This window comes from Paenibacillus sp. FSL H7-0323 (genome assembly GCF_038002725.1).
In the GTDB taxonomy this organism is placed as follows: Bacteria; Bacillota; Bacilli; order Paenibacillales; family Paenibacillaceae; genus Paenibacillus_AQ; species Paenibacillus_AQ odorifer.
Map to the genome: position 1 here is coordinate 918,383 of NZ_JBBODB010000001.1, position 17,479 is coordinate 935,861.

The following is a 17,479-nucleotide window of genomic DNA, read 5'->3' on the forward strand; positions in this document are numbered from 1 at the left end:
TTTTTATAGGAGGGGTTCTATGTCGTTTACTATGGAAGTCGTAAGTCAGGAAAAGCTGAAATCAGTAATTGAAGAGCAGGTCAAACCTGAGCCTGAGGAAGTATCACAACTGAAAACACTGGCAGTAAACAATGTCTCCGCCATTCTGGATCTGAATTTAGAGTCACTGGATAAGCGGAAAGCGGTGCTGCAATCCATTGATAGCTTCGGTATGGAAACGATGAGATCCTCTTCGGACAAAAACTCCCTGTTGCAGGTTTCAGTGGGGAATTTATCAAAGACAGGGGATGAAGGCGGCCAAGTAGCAAAAGGTTTGACGGAGCTTAATCTCCAGCTGAAGGATTTGGATCCCAGTGCAGTAGATTTTGCCAAGACGGGTTTTCTTGGGAAGTTCTTTAATCCATTACGTAGTTATTTTGCTAAATATCAAAAGGCGGATGCTGTCATTTCAGATATTATAATTTCTTTAGACAAGGGTAAGACCGTTTTGAAGAACGACAATACTACGCTGGAATTTGAGCAACAGGCACTTCGGGAACTTACAAAAAAGCTACAAAAAGAAATTCAGCTCGGCATGCTGATGGATCAGGAAATAGAGACGCAACTGGAAGCGGCTAAGCTGCGTGATGAGGATGAGGAGAAAGTTCGGTTCATTACAGAAGAAGTGCTTTTTCCGTTGCGGCAGCGTGTCATGGATTTGCAACAGATGCTTGTAGTGAATCAACAAGGAATTATGGCCATAGAAGTGGTTATTCGAAATAATAAAGAGCTGATCAGAGGGGTGGACAGAGCTAGAAATGTTACCGTGTCTGCCTTGAAAATATCGGTTACGGTAGCTAGTGCGCTGTATAATCAACGAATTGTTTTGAAAAAGATCGAACTTTTAAATCAAACCACCGATAGCCTGATCAGCGGTACCTCAAAAATGTTGAAAAACCAAGGGGCGGAAATCCATAAACAGTCGTTAGAATCAAGTATTTCAGTGGATACATTAAAGCAAGCTTTTACAGATGTGCTATCCGCTCTCGATTCCATCAGTACTTATAAGCAGGAAGCTCTCCCCAAAATGCGTGAAACCATTAATCAGTTCAGAGAGCTGGCAGATAATGGCGAACAGCAGATTGTACGGCTGGAAAAGGGAAATAAGTTGGGGTTGTAGCCTAGCAAAATCATAAATCTGGTTAATTATGCGCTTCGAAGCAACAAATCCTAGCCTTTAGTCTGGTATGACTCCAGCCCCAAGACTGTTTTGAGCCTTCTTTTTCCCACGTATAATGAGATTAATTGAAAAACGTGAGAGGAAGGACAATAGAAATGAATGATAAGTTATACACTATGCCGATGGGAGCTCTTGATTCCATGCATATTCCAGCAGAATCACAACCCCAATCTAAAACGCGCAAACGTGGAGCAAGTCCAAAGACATATCGGAGTATTTTATACTTCTTAATCTCTTTACCGCTTACGATTGTATATTTCGTGTTTATGGTGACAGGGCTGACGTTATCCATTGCGTTAACCCCAATATTCATCGGAATTCCTTTGTTTTTTGCAGTAGCTAAGGGATTGGATTACATCGTACAATTTGAGCAAGAGCTGGTCAGATCATTGTTAGATATTCCTAGACCTAGTGAAGAGGCCAGATCGGATATGCAGCTAGAGGGAGCGGGCTTCCTGCAACGAATGAAGTTAGGTTTTCATGGAGCGAAGTTTGCCCGTAACGTCATGCTGATTATGGGTCGATTCGTATCCAGCATTATTTTCTTTTCAATAACAGTAACTGTAGTAGCGGCTGCATTGGGCCTGATTACACTACCTGTGCTGCACCAGATTTTCTTGCAAACCATGGATTTGAACATTTTAGAGAATAGTGTGTTTGCTTTGTTCCAGATCGACTGGACATTATCCCAACAATATATCTCCTATGTAGTAGCTGGATTTGTTGTTGCCTTGTTAGCAAGTTGGGTAATTCGTATGCTTATGGATGTGCAACGTAGAATGCTGTTCGTATCCTACGAGGAAAGACAACAGTACTAATTGAAAAGAAGAGATTGTCTCCAAACAACCCTTACTGAATCTGAATAAAACACCAGACAATGATCCTTCAGTTCGTGGAGAATCACTGTCTGGTGTTTTTGGTCTGCGGGGAGGTTTGCTTTTGCAAATGATGAGCTAGTGGAGGCTGCCTGATTGCTTCATTGATTTTTTTTAGTGTCGGTTACTGGTGATGGATGTTGATGGAATCTGCGAAATAGCTGTACTTTGTGCAGTTATTTCGAGTGCCCAAAGAATAATCCTGACTTTAACTGCACTTTATACAACTAAAAACTAGAGAATCCACTTATAAGGGAGTATTTTCAGAAAATAGCTGCATGAAATACACTTATATCCAGTGATCGAGCCTTCTGTTTGATTATAGTTGTATGAAATACAATTAAACTTGAGTGCTTTTACACATTGCCCCAACTTGTGAAAAAATGTTCATAATCCCATATAAATCCTGTATAATAAGAGTTGTGAAAACGTTTGAACAAAAATCAGGAGGGGTTCTATGCATTCAAATGGATTATTTAGATGGAGCTTTTTGGGGTTTGCAGTATTAGTTTTGTTAGCGCTTTCGGGATGTTCCAGTTACGAAAATGTAAATGAAAAAGTTGCTACATCACCAACCCCCAATCCAACGATAAGCAATACTTCTAATGCATCGGAGAACCCAACCAATGTGGGGGCGGCAAAAGGTACTGTGCACATAGAAAATATAGGTGAGCGGAGAATATTTGTTTATTTACCTGCAGGTTATGAAGCTGACAGTGAGCGTTATCCTGTTGTGTATATGCACGATGGGCAGAATATTTTCAATACAAATACCAGCTCTTTAGGCAAAGAATGGAGAGTTGAGGAGATTATTGATCAGCTCGTTGCTGATGGAACCATGGAGAAGGTTATCGTGATAGGAGTCGCTTCAAGTGATGGATCAGAACGGGGAATGGAGTATGTTCCATTTCCGGATGAGTCTATTCCTTCGGATGGAGCGAGTGCAGCCGAATTTACCCAATATTTTATCAATACAGTTATTCCCTATGTTGATGGTGCTTACCGGACCATTCCCGATCGGGATCACCGGATGATAATGGGATCGTCATTCGGTGCTATTCAGGCTTTATGGATGGGGTATCAGCACCCGGAGACCTTCTCAGCGATAGGGGCTTTATCCCCTGCCACTTGGGTAAGCAATGGACGTATATTGGATGAGTTGGCGAAAGAGTCCGGGAAGCCTGCATTGAAGATTTGGCTCGACATGGGCGTAACCGAAGGAATGCCAATTGATCCGCTTGTGACTGTACTAAAGTCGAAGGGATTTGTATTAGGGAAGGATCTATTCTTTCAGATGGACCCTTTGGGTACACATGAAGAGAAGTCATGGAATAGACGTGTACATAGTCCATTGATTATGTTCGCCGGGAAAGAGGCTGGACAAACGATCAAGCATGAAGTAAGTGACTATCTGACATTAATCGGACCAGAAGCTATCGATATACGTCTTAATTTACTAGTCACTATGGATAATGGGATGGATTTTACAATCCTTGATGGAGTTGAATATCAAGTGTTGAATCCTGAAGTAGGGCAGGTAGACAAGGCAGGTAAGGTGAGCTTCCTGAAGCCGGAATCCTTGAAAGTAAATGTTTCATTTCAAGGTGTTACTGAAGAGCATTTGGTTAACTATGAGCATTATGTAAAGGTATTTAAAGTTTATGTGAAATCTCTTGATGTTGACGAGCATGGGGATGAGTTCTCCATTAACCTGAAGCTTTCTGCTCGGAAATTAAATTCAACTCCTGAGTATATCTCAGCGTTAGTGAGCGCTGCTGAAAAAATCGGTATATATACAATTAAGGAGATTCAGGAGGATTCCATAAGTATAATCTTTAATACGAAGTAGTCATAGAAATTAAAATTCAACTGAGATTATGCTCCTTTTTTGAATTTACTATGATCGTAACTAAGGGGAAATGATTCTCTGGCTGATAATCAGGGAATTTCTCCCTGATTCTTTCAACTAAAAGAAGCTGAGTCAATAAGTAGCGGTTCCAACTTATTGACTCAGCTGTTTTTTATCGCAAAATATATCCCCCATCCGGAAATAAAGTACTTCCTGTTGTATAGCTATTGGTCATCAAATAAATCGTTGTATGCGCTGCTTCGTCGGCATGACCCACCCTGCCAAGGATATTGATATTCGTATATTCGTCGTAAGCCTTGTCTCTAGTTTCCTGTTCTGCGCCTTCCCAATTAAAGTTGGTATGAATGGTTCCAGGGGAGATGACATTTACCCGAATCGGAGCCAATTCTACTGCTAATGCTTTTCCCAGACTTTCAATCGCGCCGTTACAAGCTGCATAGGAGGCACCGTCTGCAAGTGGACGCTGGCTGAATGCGCCGGACATAAGAACAATGGAGCCTGTTGGGTTGATAAAAGGGATGGCATGCTTTACAGCATTATATTGCGGCCAGAACTTTGCATTAAAGCAACTGTGTGCAATCTCCAAGCTAGAAGTAATCGGTCCTCTAACATAGGAGGCTCCCGGAGTGAACAAATGGTCAAAAACGCCGATTTTTTCAAAGAAATCCTTCAAGTCCTGTTCATTTTGATTATCTAGTGAATGAATTTCAACAGAATCGAATCCCAGAAGGTGTTGAGCTTTCTCTAATTTATCTTGTGAACGCCCAGCGATTATGACAGCTGCGCCTTGTTCAACCGCTTGTTTGGCAGTCGCAAGCCCTATTCCGGAGCTTCCTCCGATAATGACGATGCGCTGGTTTTTTAATGAAATAGTGGACATATTTATCTTCTCCGTTCATAGTTAATTGGACTTATTAAGTTCTGTTTTTTATTATTAGCTATAAAATATAACCTGCACAGTACGCACTTTTTTCGTACTAGGTACGATTTTTCGTACTAGCTGGTTCGAACATACAGTTATATAACTATCGAAAGAGGGGATCGCATGGATTTGCTGGAGCCGAGATTAACCGGGGTTCTTACAACACTTGAAAAGATCGGTGGAAAGTGGAAGCCGCTCATTTTATTTATTTTATTGATAGATGGCACAAAACGATTTGGTGAACTTAGACGGATTATCCCAGATGTCTCCCAAGGTACGTTAGCTAAACAATTACGGGAGCTTGAAGAGGATCAGCTTATCGACCGGGTGAGTTATCATGAGCTTCCACTCAGGGTGGAATATAGTATTTCAGAACATGGCAAATCGCTAATTACAGTTTTGGATAGCATGTGTGGCTGGGGTAGGATGCATAAAGAATATTTGAATAATACAAGTAAGTAGAGGGGGTACATTATTATTCATACTATTTTGCAGGAACCAACGGGTCAGACCTACAAGACGCTGGTACAGGTAGCTATGGAAGTATGTGATGAATTTATTCTAGTAAAGCGTGATCAGATGGAGTTGGAGCCAGAAGGATATGAACTGCTTGAACAGCTGCAACCTTTTCTCAAAAAGGTCATAAAAGATGACTATTGGCCGGGGACTCGGCTTATGGGGCATTATGCAGATGTTTATTTTTTTGATTGTTCACCTGAAGCGGTCAATATTCTTTTATCCTATTCCACCAGCTTGTACTCGTGGGTACAGACCAGGCTGCCTGATGATCTTTGTTTTCTAAAACAGGGACAACCGTGGCTAATCAATACAGCCCATGAGAGAGAAAGCAATTTGATCACTGATGTGGATGAGGAACTTAATAGACTAGAGGCGTGCGGATTGTTGTTCCGTGACTTATCTGAGTTTTATAACGCAGATTAAAAAGTGGACTCATATTTATAGTGCAGAAGAACCCGCATTTGGTGCGGGTTCTTCTGCATGTTCACTAATCATTCAACGTATCTGTAAAATTACAAGATTTCATATAATCAAAGAAAAGTATTGATAATTATTCTCATATGATTTAATATGATAACGATTCTCATTATCATTACTTTAGTTTGAAGAATGATAAATAAAATATAGATGGGGAGATTGATTATGAATCAGAAAAAATATTTATTAGCTGGGGTATCAGCAGTATTAGCTTTGAGTTTGGCAGCTTGCGGTAACAATGAAAAGGATAAGACAGCTTCAGAAAAAAGCACAAATAATGCTGCAGTAGCAGCAGAAGGAACTGCAAATAACAAAGGAAATGCGGCTCAGGAGGCTGTTGCCACTGAACAAACCGTTACATATTTGGGCAAGGATTATGTCGTGCCTGCAAAGATTAATAATATTGTAGCAGCAAGTCTCGAATCTATGGAAGATGCTGCCATACTGGGAGTGAAACCTGTAGGTGTACTTGCAATAGCTGATGCTATTCCAGGTTATCTGTCAACTGACCTAGCGGGTGCATCCTTAGTGGGGGATAAATTTGCTCCAAGTAATGAAGCGATTCTGCAACTGGATCCAGATGTTATCTTAGGGTCTTCCAAGTTTGGGGAAGATGTGGCCGGCGCACTTAATAAAATTCAAACGATGATTCCTTATTCACATATTTCAACAAACTGGAAAGATAACTTGCTCTTATTAGGCCAATTATCCGGTAAGACCACAGATGCAGAAAAAATTATTAGTGATTATGAATCTAAAGCTGCGGGTGCAAAGGCTGAAATTGGAGAAAAGCTGAAAGATCAATCCATTCTAGTCATTCGTATTCGTCAGGGCAGTATGTGTGTGTATCCTGCTGGCGTTTATTTGAATCCGGTTATTTATGAAGATCTGGGTGCTGCCATTCCTGAGGTGATCTCCTCTACAGAAGCACAAGCAGAGCTTTCATTAGAAGCTTTGGCGGATATTAATCCGGACTATATTTTCTTGCAGTTTGAGACTAGTGAGAATACTGATAATGCAACAGCACTTGATGATTTGCTCAAGAATCCGATCTTCAAAAGCGTAACTGCTGTCAAAAATAAGCATGTGTTTGTAAATGCAATTGATCCGTTGGCACAAGGTGGAACGGCTTGGTCTAAAGTAAGATTCCTGGATGCGGCAATTGAAAACCTGTTGAAGTAAAACCGAAGGTGCGATGAATAAGATGAATACAAAAAATTGGAAAGTTATATTGATCCTATCAACTTCTCCATTATTCATCGTATTAGCAATTGTTGTATCCGTCTTATATGGTGTTAAAGATATTGGAATATTGACAATATGGCAGGCGATTACACACTTCGATGCTAATAATGTGGACCACAACATTATTATGACATCTAGATTTCCGCGTGTAATCGCCGCTTTATTAGTTGGAGCGGCTCTGGCTGTTTCAGGGGCGTTAATGCAGGGGGTTACACGTAACTATCTTGCATCACCATCGATTATGGGAGTAAATGACGGATCGGCATTTGTTATTACGTTGGCTATGGTGTTTTATCCGGGATTATCGAATGTTCAGATGATTATTTTATCTATGGTGGGTTCAGCCATCGGAGCAGGTTTGGTTTTCGGATTTGGTTCATTGGTTAAAAACGGTTTATCACCAGTCAGGTTAGCTATTATTGGGACTGTAATTGGTACTTTTTTAAGTAGTATCGCCTCAGCAGTAGCGATGTTTTTTCAAGTCTCACAAAATGTTAGCGTTTGGTATAGCTCGAAAATACATACCGTTAATCCAGATATGCTAATATTATCAGTTCCTTTTATAATCGTTGGACTGCTCTTGGCGGTTAGTATTTCTAAGTCAGTAATGGTTGCTTCCCTGGGGGATGAAACCGCGATTAGCTTGGGTCAACGAACAAAATGGGTGAAAATTGTCAGTATTATATCTGTTATATGTCTGACCGGGACAGCAGTAGCTTTAGTCGGCAAGATAGCCTTTGTGGGTCTAATCATTCCTCATATTACACGTTTTATCGTAGGTATAGACTATCGCTTTATCATTCCTTGCTCAGCGGTGATTGGAGCTGTTTTTTTAGCGTTTTGCGATGTCTTAAGCCGTTATATTAACTTTCCGTTTGAGACGCCAATTGGTGTTGTAACAGCCTTTATTGGCATCCCTTTCTTCCTTTATTTAATTCGGGTTAAAGGGGGAGAGCAGCGTGGATAGAAGTAAAGTACAGTTTAGCCGCTATATGCTTACACTATTAGTTTTTATCCTGTTAACCCTTGTGGCCGGATATTTTCATCTTACGAATGGCGTGTTTGATATGTCTGTAATGGATGTGATAAAAACACTGCTGCGAATAGATCCTAATGCTAAATTTGACCTGGTTATTTTTCAGTTTCGGTTACCACGGATCATTATTGCCTCATTAGTAGGAATAGGTCTGGGGATGGCGGGAACTGTCATTCAAGGGATTACCCGTAACGGGCTGGCTGATCCAGGTATCCTTGGGATTAATGCAGGCGCAGGAGCTGCCATCGTTGCGTTTATGTTTTTCTTTCAGATGTCGGGAGTTACTTTTTTCAAAGAAAGCTGGTTCTCGATACTAGCCATGCCGCTGTTTGGTTTTGTAGGTGGGCTTGCCGCAGTTGTCATTATCTTTATTTTTTCATGGCGGAATGGTGCACTCGATATGCAACGCTTGATTTTGACAGGGATCGCGATTAGCAGTGGTTTTGGTGCGTTGTCGTTGTATATCTCTCTGAAAATGAATGCAAGTGATTATGAGATGGCTGCGGTTTGGAGTGTCGGAAGTATTTACAGCGCGAACTGGACTTATATCATTATGATCGCACCTTGGGTGCTTATTTTAGGATTTATAATGTATCGAAAAAGCTATTTACTCAATTATTTTCAATTGGAGGATTCCAGTACAAAGAGCTTAGGGATCTCTGTAGAAAAAGAAAAGCTGATCTTTCTGTTATGCAGTGTGGGGATCGTAAGTGTTTGTGTATCTGTATCCGGTTCTATAAGTTTTATAGGCTTGATGGCTCCTCATATCGCCAGAAGATTAGTAGGGATTAATCACCGCTATATTATGTTATCCAGTGCAGTGGTAGGGATGTTTTTGCTGGTGATCTCGGATTATTTTGCCAAAACAATATTTCAGCCGGCAGAGTTACCCGTGGGTATAGTCGTTTCGATTATTGGAATTCCTTATTTCTTATATTTATTAGCAAAGTCAAGAGTGTAGGGGAGAGTGTACAGAAAAAATGACAACACAAGTAGAGCTCGAACACACAGAATCATGGAAACTTGAATCTCAGTATATGGGTTACACGTACGATATAAAGGTTTCTCTTCCCAGAGAAGCAGCACCAGAAAAGGGCTTCCCCGTGTATTACATGCTCGATGGTAATTCATATTTTCAATTGGGTCGGGATGTTGTGAAATTGCAGTCAAGAAATGCCCCAAAAACTTTTATTGCACCAGCAATTGTGATTGGCATTGGACATTATGGTTCAGATGAAGAGGTCTCTAAAAGAAGATTTTATGATTTCACACCTCCAGCGAAGCATTATGTATATCCGGACCGATTGAAAAATGCTGACATAGGTCCACATGGTGGGGCTGAGAATTTTTTGGCTTTTTTAGAATTAGAGTTAATGCCAGCAATCAACAAGAAATATAATGTGGATCAGTATAAACAAGCCTTGTTTGGTCACTCTCTCAGCGGTCTATTTGTCCTCTGGACGTTATTCACTCGTACGAAGCTATTCCAGTATTATTTGGCCTCTAGTCCATCCATTTGGTGGAATGATCATGAAGTCCTGACGTATGCGGAGCAGTTCTATCACAAGGGTCAAGAGCTGACGGCCGATAAACAAAAGGTATTGATTACCGTAGGGAGTGAAGAGTCGTTTATGGTCGATGACGCAGCAATATTATTTTCAAAATTGAATGAGTATGCTTTGCCTAATTTAGAGGTTAAGCACTATGTCGCACCCAATGAAAATCACGCTTCTGTAGTACCAACGATTATGAGTAGAGCGTTTCGAGTACTGAACTGTTAAGGAGTGGGGATATGACCCAAATGAGGGCAGGCGAGCTTGTGCTTTTTGAACATATGGATCGTCAGATTACCGTGTATTTACCGAAAGAATACCATTTATTCCCGGAGCGGTTATTCCCAGCGGTTTTCTTACAGGATGGAGATTTTTTGTTCAAAGAGGCGATTACAGCTATAGAGAAAGATATGGAAGAGGGAGTAACAGAACCGGTTATTTTTATAGGGATTGATTCTCAGTTGCGGAATGATGAATATACACCTTGGGAAATGCCTGCTCTTTTTAAGGATTGGTCCTTTGGGGGCAAGGGCGATGATTATTTGAATTATGTCTATCAGGATCTTGTACCCTATATCAAAAGCTCCTATCGCATCTCCAACGAGCCGGAGAAATTGGCTTTGGGTGGTGTTTCACTAGGTGGATTAATAAGTCTGTATGCGATGTACAAGACTGAAGTTACTGTTGGAAATTTTATATTGATATCTGCGTCTGTATGGTTTAAAGATTTCATTCATTTCATGGAGACTTCAAGACTAGATAGGGAATGCAGAATTTATATGTATGTTGGTGAACAGGAAGGGATCCACAAGACAAACGCCCAGAAGGACATGGTGCCTAACAGCAAACGTGCTTATGATATTTTAAAAGAGAAGATTGTTGGAACGGATCAGCGAGTGAAGTTTGAGACGGATCCGCTGGGCACGCATAATGACACGTTTTTCCTGCAATATTTTCCGAATAGTATCAGGTTCTTATTTCCTGCAAAATAAACATAATAGGACGAGCAGGAGAGAGTATCCTTGCATCGTCCTACTTATCGTGTGATAGCTGCTCTAGTTATTCTTCTGTAAATTCTCAAGATGGGCGTCCAAATTATCGAAGGTTTGGGAAATCCCCTCTAACATCCCCATATCAATCACTTGTTGCAAGGCTTCCGGAGAAGTGTATTTACCGGTGTTCACCAGCTTCGTTTGACCCTCCAGGTCGATAAAATCTAGCTGGACAAGCGTTTCAGGCAAATCTTTTGAAATATTACCCTCTGCATCTGAGAATCCATCTGTATAAATGACTTGTTCTGGGACTGTAATTTCCTTATACAACGCCTTGCCCCAAGACTCCATACCGTAGAAATCCCCTTGATTCTTATCCACGCACTTCATGCAATAATGCCAAGTACCCCCTGGACGGAAATCGACATTACATACGGGAAGCGTCCACCCTTTTGGACCCCACCAGTGCTTCAAATGCTCAGCCTCAGAAAAAGCCTTGAATACTAGCTCACGTGGAGCTTGGAATACGCGCTCTAATACTAATGTGTTGCCATCAACAACTTTGGATACCACTTGGTTGGACGGGTTAGAATTTGTCATGGGATAGATCCTCCTCAAATTTGTTTGCTTCCTGCCAATTTCGACCTGAGGCTATGATTTATTATTGTTTTCATTTCTCTGTAGCTTTTGTAAATAATCATCCAGTCGATCGTATCGTTCTTCCCATATATGGCGGTAGGAGTCTAACCAATCGTCTATTTCCTTAAATGGATCAGGACGGAGCTTGCAAATGCGCTTGTTAGCAACAGCTTGAACTTCAATTAAGCCCGCTTCACTAAGGACGCGCAAATGCTTGGACGCTTGAGGCTGCCGTAGCTGAAGACTTTCTGCAATCTCCCCAACGGTTAGAGGATTCTCGCGTAATAGTTCAACGATCTGCATGCGGTGGGGCTCAGCTAAGGCACTCATAACGTTAGTATTCATAAACAAGGATCACTTCGATTCATTAAATTCATTCGCATCTCTATTATGACATACTCTGGTTAAGCGGCTCTATAGCGCCTCCTTTTTGGTATTTCCTGTTTGTGATGATAATATACCACGGAGGGAATATTCCTGTAAAGGAATATATAATAACCATTGTATGACAACTGCTAGAGAAGGGCATGATACAAGCATTAAAAAGAAATATGTTCCATGATAACCAACAAACTTTACAAAAAACATAGGAATAGATATAATTAAGTATAACTTATCGGGTTTTAGAATTACGCAAGGGGCCTAACGCCAGTGGGCTCCTTTTGTATTTCTTGGCCATGTTACAGGAGGGTGAAGGTCATACACAATGAAAAGATTATGGTTTGTGTTCATTATGGTCCGCATGGGGAGCGTTTAATCCGGCGTGGTGTCCAACTATCTGAAATTATAGGGGCGCCATTGTTTGTATTAAATGTCGATAGTTCGGATATTGATGAATATAATCAGAGCAAAGAAATGTATATGACGGTCTGGAAACGTCTTGCCGATGAAGCTGGCGCAGAGTTTATCATTCGGAAACGTGAAGGCCGAAAAACAACAGATATTATTGTAGAAGTTGCTGAAGAGAATGAGGTTACACAGATCGTCATTGGACAATCTGCTCAAACTCGGTGGCAGGAGCTTACCAAACGTAATTTCATCAATGAACTCATTGGTAAAATGAAAATGATGGATCTGCATGTCGTGGCTGTGCAGCGGATGCGTGCAGGGCTGGAAGAAACCCATGAGGAAGGCGTTATCGCTTACCTGGTCAAAAACGGGGCTGAGTACCAGCTCAGTGATGAACCTCAGGGAGAGTATTCGCTTAAGGGAAAGTTCTTTCACGAACTACACACAGAATTTGAGAACGGTTTATTCAGAATTGAGCAAGAAGATGGAAAGGCTAGATATCTGCATATTTGTGATGGCACATTGACCGATTCTTTATAATCGGGCTTGCCCTTATCAACATTGGGGCCTTGTATAAAAGGCCCTACCAATCATATGATCTTTGGCTTTTGGTAAAAAAGTAAGTACTAAAGTTCACAACTTGATAAGCTCAAGTGGAAAAGGAGGACTGCCTTTGCTGCATGTAATCATACTTGTTCCGTTTCTAATGGCCTTAGTAATCGCACTTTTGTCCAAGAGAGCACCCAACCTTCATAGAGGATGGCTTGTTTTCCCTGGTTCACTCGTTTTGTTTGTTTATTTCTTAACCCGGATTCCCGTTATTAAAGGTGGAGATTTGGGATATGAAACCATTTCATGGATTCCTTCACTAGGAATTGATTTGGTTTTCCATCTGGATGGATTAAGTTTGTTGTTTGCTTTGCTAATCACTGGGATGGGTAGTCTTGTAATTATCTATTCAATTTATTATCTGGACCGGCGAAAAGAAGCGTTAACCCCTTTTTATATTTATCTAATGTTGTTTATGGGGGCGATGCTTGGCGTTGTGCTCTCGGATAACTTGATGGTGTTATACGGCTTTTGGGAATTAACAAGTGTTTCGTCATTTTTGTTAATTGCCTTTTGGCATCGGCGGCAAAAATCGCGGTATGGTGCTCTCAAATCTATGTTGATTACCGTATTTGGTGGTTTAGCGATGTTTGCCGGCTTTTTAATGCTTTATGTAATGACAGGCACCTTTAGTATCCGGGAAATTTGGAGTGAGGTTGGCGATATTAGCGGGCATGCTTTATTTATTCCGGCGATGCTACTAATTCTCTTAGGCGCCTTCACCAAATCAGCTCAGTTCCCGTTTCATATCTGGCTGCCGGATGCCATGGAGGCACCGACACCCGTCAGCGCCTATCTGCACTCGGCAACGATGGTTAAAGCTGGATTGTATCTTGTCGCCCGTTTCAGCCCTGTTTTTGCGGGGCAATATGAGTGGTTCTGGGTTGTGTCAGGCGTCGGTTTGATCACCTTGATTTATGGCTCCATCCAGGCGATGAAGCAGACGGACCTGAAGGCTCTATTAGCCTATTCAACGATTAGTCAACTTGGACTGATTATGGGATTGCTGGGAATGGGATCGGCAGCGGCATTTTATGTAGGGGAAGATTCAGTCTTTTACACTGCTGCAACAACAGCGGCTATCTTTCACCTTATTAACCATGCCATCTTTAAAGGCTCTTTGTTTATGATGGTCGGTATAGTTGACCATGAGACGGGTACCCGCGACCTGCGAAAGCTGGGCGGATTGATTTCCATTATGCCGGTTACCTTTACGGTAGCGATGATCGGCAGTTTCTCGATGGCTGGTTTGCCACCATTTTCCGGGTTTTTAAGTAAAGAGATGTTTTTTACGGCTGTTCTGAATATCCGAAACCTGGATATATTGTCTATTCCCTCGTTGTTTACGCTCTTCCCGGTTTTGGCCTGGATTGCCAGCGTGTTTACTTTTGCATACAGTATGATTTTGGTTTTCCACACCTTTTTCGGAAAATATCAGCCTGAGAAGCTGGACAAAAAACCGCATGAAGCCCCATTTGGACTTCTGCTTGCCCCGTGCCTGCTAGCAGTGCTGTCTATATTTATCGGTTTTTTCCCGAATATATTATCCAAAACACTTATTATCCCTGCAATGAATGCTATTCACCCTATCTTGCAGACCGGAGAACCCTTTGTTGTCAATATTCATTTCTGGCACGGCTTTACACCAGAAATATGGATGACACTTGGTGTTGTGATTCTTGGTATTATTGTATACCGAATCTACGGCCGCTGGAGTCTGGTCGATAAAGAATGGGGCAGTGGCTACACTTTAAATCAAGTCTATGACGGAGTAATCCGGCTGGTCGAGAAATCGTCTAGGGCGTTGACTGGCACCTATATGACAGGTTCCATGCGCCATTACTTGATGTATATCTTCGCTTTCCTGATCGTAGCCATTGGTGGAGCCGTGTGGTATACCGATGGAATAACGCTTGGGACAACTGAATATGCTCCGTTTTCTTTGTTTGAAGTTATTGTTGTTATGGTTATGCTTGTGGGCGCTTTGGCTATCCCCTTTGTTCGTTCCAGAATCACAGCCATTTTGTTAACAGGAATGGTTGGTTATATGGTTACTTTACTCTTTGTTCTGTTCCGGGCACCTGATCTGGCGCTTACCCAGATGATTGTCGAAGTAGTATCCGTTACATTGTTCCTGCTATGTTTTCGGCATTTACCTAAGCTGGAGAAAGAGCCGCTCAAACTTCGGTCCCGCTTGCCTAAGCTAATTATTTCCATCGGGATGGGAATAACCATGACATTGGTTGCACTTGCTGCTTTAGGCAGTAGTCCGTTTGAATCCATCTCGAAATATTATGTGGAGAATAGCTATACCTTGGGTGGCGGTAAAAATATTGTTAATGTTCTGCTCGTTGATTTCCGCGGCTTTGATACCATGTTTGAAATTACAGTGCTTGGCCTTGCCTCACTTGCTATTTATTCCATGATCAAACTGCAGTTGGACACGGATGGAACTATTGCCCCACTGAAGCGGGCTGTGAAGGATAATAAACCACGTTCTTCTGTAAGTGATGATGTGTTACTACAAGCGGTAGCTAAAGTAGCCTTCGTTATGATACTAATATTTTCACTTTATCTGTTTTTCGCCGGACATAATAATCCGGGAGGCGGATTTATTGGAGCATTGATGGCATCAGCCGCATTGGTACTGCTCGCCATTACTTTTGGGATTGATATGGTTGAGAAGGTATTGCCTATCGACTATCGTAAGTTAATCGCGGTTGGGGTATCTGTAGCTTTTCTTACAGGAATAGGTTCGTTTTTATTCGATGTACCTTTTCTGAGCCAAGCGTTTGGCTATTTCCAACTGCCACTTATGGGCAAAACAGAACTGACCACAGCAATGTTCTTTGATCTCGGTGTTTTCTTAGCTGTTATTGGTGTCACTATGAATATCATATTTACGATCGGGAGGGATAGCTAATGGAGCTTATTATTGCCCTGGCGATCGGTGTACTGTTTTCCGTAGGTGTTTATCTAGTTCTTTCCAAAAGCTTGCTGCGCATCCTTCTGGGAACCACTTTAATAACGCACGGCGTTCATTTGTTGTTACTGACAATGTCTGGCCTCAAGACAGGTGCTGCACCATTGCTGGGTGAGGAAGCGGAAGCTTATGTCGATCCTTTGCCGCAGGCGCTCATTTTGACCTCTATTGTAATTAGCTTTGGAGTAACAGCATTTTTTATTGTTTTGGCATACCGGACTTACCGCTCGACGGGTACCGATGATGTGGAAGGAACCAAGGAGGAGAGACGATGAACAACTTGTTAGTGCTGCCTCTGCTGATTCCGGCCATTACGGCAGTTATACTCATTTTTCTGAAAGAACGAGTACGTCTGCAACGAATCATAAGTGCCGTCAGTGTGTTTTTAAATATCTTTGTTGCAGGATTCATTGTGTATCAGGTAAATACAAACGGTATCCAGACCTTATATATGGGGGGATGGCGTCCACCTTATGGCATTGTGTTTGTTGCCGATATGTTTTCGGCATTGCTCGTGTTGACTGCGGCCATTGTTGGCGCGGCTTGTCTGTTTTTTTCCTTCGCTAGCATTGGGGAAGACAGGGAACGGTTTTATTACTATCCGTTTTTCCATTTTTTATTAACCGGGGTATTTGGCTCTTTCCTCACCGGGGACCTGTTTAACTTGTTTGTCTGCTTTGAGGTGCTGTTAGTTGCCTCTTACGCTTTGATCGTACTTGGTGGGTCCAAGGGTCAACTGCGAGAGACATTAAAGTATGTATTAATTAATGTGATTTCCTCTTCCTTGTTTGTGGCGACGATTGCTTATTTATATGCCGCGACAGGAACACTGAATATGGCGCATCTATCTATGCGTGTAGCAGAGGCGGGACAAGGCGGTGTAATGAACGTCATTGCGGTCCTGCTGCTAATTGTATTTTCGATTAAGGCAGGTTTACTGCTCTTTTTCTGGCTTCCCGATTCTTATAGTGCACCACCATTGGCTGTTAGAGCCCTGTTTGGGGCTTTGCTAACCAAGGTCGGATTGTATGCAATTACTCGTACCTTTACTTTGATTTTTATTCAAGAACCGGGACTCACCCATACATTGATTGCCTGGATGGCGGGGGCGACGATGATACTTGGGGCAATCGGGGCATTGGCATACAACGATTTGGGCCGAATATTTAATTATAATATCATCATCAGTGTAGGATTTATTGCTTTTGGGATCTCTGTCGCGACTCAGGATTCGTTAAATGGTGTAGTGTTTTATTTAATGCATGACATGGTTGCCAAAGCATTATTATTCTTTCTGGGTGGGATGATTATCTCAGCTTCAGGCACTGACCGCTTAAAAGAAATGGGTGGTTTAATCCGACGTTATCCGTGGACCGGCTGGATGTTTTTTGTACTGACTTTGGCATTGGTTGGTGTTCCGCCCCTTAGTGGTTTCGCTGGAAAAGTGATGATGGTGCGGAGTGGATTTGGCGAGAATCACGTGGCTCTGGCGCTGATTGCACTTGCGTCCAGCTTCGTAGTGTTATATTCCTTGATCAAGGTATTCCAGCAAGTGTTCTGGGGTGGCGAGAAAAGGGAAGAACAAGTCAAACCGCTTCATTATAAAGCTATGATGGCACCGGCAGCTGTTCTGTTCGCAATTGTAATTCTGATGGGTGTGGGTGCGGAGACGGTAAACGGACTTGTCAGCCAAGCCGGAGCTGTACTGGCTGATCCAGCACTATACATTAACGCTGTCATGAAGGAGTGAT

Annotated in this window: 17 protein-coding genes; 14 read left to right on the forward strand and 3 right to left on the reverse strand. The window is 42.0% G+C overall.

Going from position 1 to position 17,479, the window contains the following annotated elements; translation table 11 throughout:
• Nucleotides 1-19 precede the first annotated feature (19 nt).
• The 3 genes from MHH89_RS04300 (at nucleotide 20) to MHH89_RS04310 (ending at nucleotide 3,943) form a co-directional block, all read left to right on the forward strand.
• The gene (locus MHH89_RS04300; protein ID WP_076279087.1) at nucleotides 20-1,159 is read left to right on the forward strand and encodes a toxic anion resistance protein; all 1,140 of its coding nucleotides are present in this window, start codon (nucleotides 20-22) and stop codon (nucleotides 1,157-1,159) included.
• Nucleotides 1,160-1,314: 155 nt separating this feature from the next.
• Entirely contained in the window at nucleotides 1,315-2,037 is a 723-nt protein-coding gene (locus MHH89_RS04305; protein ID WP_076217792.1) for a sensor domain-containing protein, read from the forward strand.
• Nucleotides 2,038-2,551: 514 nt separating this feature from the next.
• Nucleotides 2,552-3,943: an alpha/beta hydrolase gene (locus MHH89_RS04310; protein WP_341086416.1), complete on the forward strand. Its 1,392-nt coding sequence runs from the start codon at nucleotides 2,552-2,554 to the stop codon at nucleotides 3,941-3,943.
• Nucleotides 3,944-4,115: 172 nt separating this feature from the next.
• Here MHH89_RS04310 and MHH89_RS04315 read toward each other — a convergent pair whose 3' ends face one another.
• Nucleotides 4,116-4,844, reverse strand: coding sequence for an SDR family oxidoreductase (locus MHH89_RS04315; RefSeq protein ID WP_076308099.1), 729 nt, complete (start codon nucleotides 4,842-4,844; stop codon nucleotides 4,116-4,118).
• 165 nt (nucleotides 4,845-5,009) lie between these two features.
• Here MHH89_RS04315 and MHH89_RS04320 point away from each other — a divergent pair, with 165 nt between their 5' ends.
• From MHH89_RS04320 to MHH89_RS04350, 7 genes are all read left to right on the forward strand, one after another.
• Complete coding sequence (locus MHH89_RS04320) at nucleotides 5,010-5,348, forward strand: winged helix-turn-helix transcriptional regulator (RefSeq protein WP_076126032.1); 339 nt, start codon at nucleotides 5,010-5,012, stop codon at nucleotides 5,346-5,348.
• A 75-nt stretch (nucleotides 5,349-5,423) separates the two neighbouring features.
• Nucleotides 5,424-5,828, forward strand: coding sequence for a hypothetical protein (locus MHH89_RS04325; RefSeq protein WP_139329839.1), 405 nt, complete (start codon nucleotides 5,424-5,426; stop codon nucleotides 5,826-5,828).
• A 219-nt stretch (nucleotides 5,829-6,047) separates the two neighbouring features.
• The gene (locus tag MHH89_RS04330; protein ID WP_341086420.1) at nucleotides 6,048-7,064 is read left to right on the forward strand and encodes an ABC transporter substrate-binding protein; all 1,017 of its coding nucleotides are present in this window, start codon (nucleotides 6,048-6,050) and stop codon (nucleotides 7,062-7,064) included.
• Nucleotides 7,065-7,086: 22 nt separating this feature from the next.
• Entirely contained in the window at nucleotides 7,087-8,094 is a 1,008-nt protein-coding gene (locus MHH89_RS04335) for a FecCD family ABC transporter permease (RefSeq protein ID WP_370510757.1), read from the forward strand.
• 25 nt (nucleotides 8,095-8,119) lie between these two features.
• Nucleotides 8,120-9,124: a FecCD family ABC transporter permease gene (locus MHH89_RS04340; RefSeq protein ID WP_076144064.1), complete on the forward strand. Its 1,005-nt coding sequence runs from the start codon at nucleotides 8,120-8,122 to the stop codon at nucleotides 9,122-9,124.
• 19 nt (nucleotides 9,125-9,143) lie between these two features.
• Entirely contained in the window at nucleotides 9,144-9,944 is an 801-nt protein-coding gene (locus MHH89_RS04345) for an alpha/beta hydrolase (protein ID WP_076301859.1), read from the forward strand.
• Nucleotides 9,945-9,955: 11 nt separating this feature from the next.
• Nucleotides 9,956-10,708, forward strand: a complete 753-nt coding sequence (locus MHH89_RS04350; RefSeq protein ID WP_081390618.1) for an alpha/beta hydrolase — start codon at nucleotides 9,956-9,958, stop codon at nucleotides 10,706-10,708.
• Between the two features lie 63 nt (nucleotides 10,709-10,771).
• Here the strand turns inward: MHH89_RS04350 and MHH89_RS04355 are convergent, their stop codons facing one another.
• Both MHH89_RS04355 and MHH89_RS04360 read right to left on the reverse strand, forming a co-directional pair.
• Nucleotides 10,772-11,308 (reverse strand): SRPBCC domain-containing protein, encoded by a 537-nt coding sequence (locus tag MHH89_RS04355; protein WP_076183573.1) that lies wholly within the window; start codon nucleotides 11,306-11,308, stop codon nucleotides 10,772-10,774.
• Nucleotides 11,309-11,359: 51 nt separating this feature from the next.
• Nucleotides 11,360-11,692: an ArsR/SmtB family transcription factor gene (locus MHH89_RS04360; RefSeq protein WP_076280772.1), complete on the reverse strand. Its 333-nt coding sequence runs from the start codon at nucleotides 11,690-11,692 to the stop codon at nucleotides 11,360-11,362.
• Nucleotides 11,693-12,037: 345 nt separating this feature from the next.
• On the opposite strand from MHH89_RS04360, the gene MHH89_RS04365 reads away from it, so the two are divergent.
• From MHH89_RS04365 to MHH89_RS04380, 4 genes are all read left to right on the forward strand, one after another.
• Complete coding sequence (locus tag MHH89_RS04365) at nucleotides 12,038-12,676, forward strand: universal stress protein (protein ID WP_232061321.1); 639 nt, start codon at nucleotides 12,038-12,040, stop codon at nucleotides 12,674-12,676.
• A gap of 127 nt (nucleotides 12,677-12,803) precedes the next feature.
• The gene (locus MHH89_RS04370) at nucleotides 12,804-15,668 is read left to right on the forward strand and encodes a Na+/H+ antiporter subunit A (protein ID WP_076126230.1); all 2,865 of its coding nucleotides are present in this window, start codon (nucleotides 12,804-12,806) and stop codon (nucleotides 15,666-15,668) included.
• Nucleotides 15,668-16,003 carry a Na(+)/H(+) antiporter subunit C gene (locus MHH89_RS04375; protein WP_036686402.1) on the forward strand — a complete coding sequence of 112 codons (336 nt, stop codon included), beginning with the start codon at nucleotides 15,668-15,670 and terminating at the stop codon, nucleotides 16,001-16,003. Before MHH89_RS04370 ends, MHH89_RS04375 begins: the two co-directional genes overlap by 1 nt.
• Entirely contained in the window at nucleotides 16,000-17,478 is a 1,479-nt protein-coding gene (locus MHH89_RS04380; protein WP_076183579.1) for a Na+/H+ antiporter subunit D, read from the forward strand. Before MHH89_RS04375 ends, MHH89_RS04380 begins: the two co-directional genes overlap by 4 nt.
• Nucleotide 17,479 lies beyond the last annotated feature (1 nt).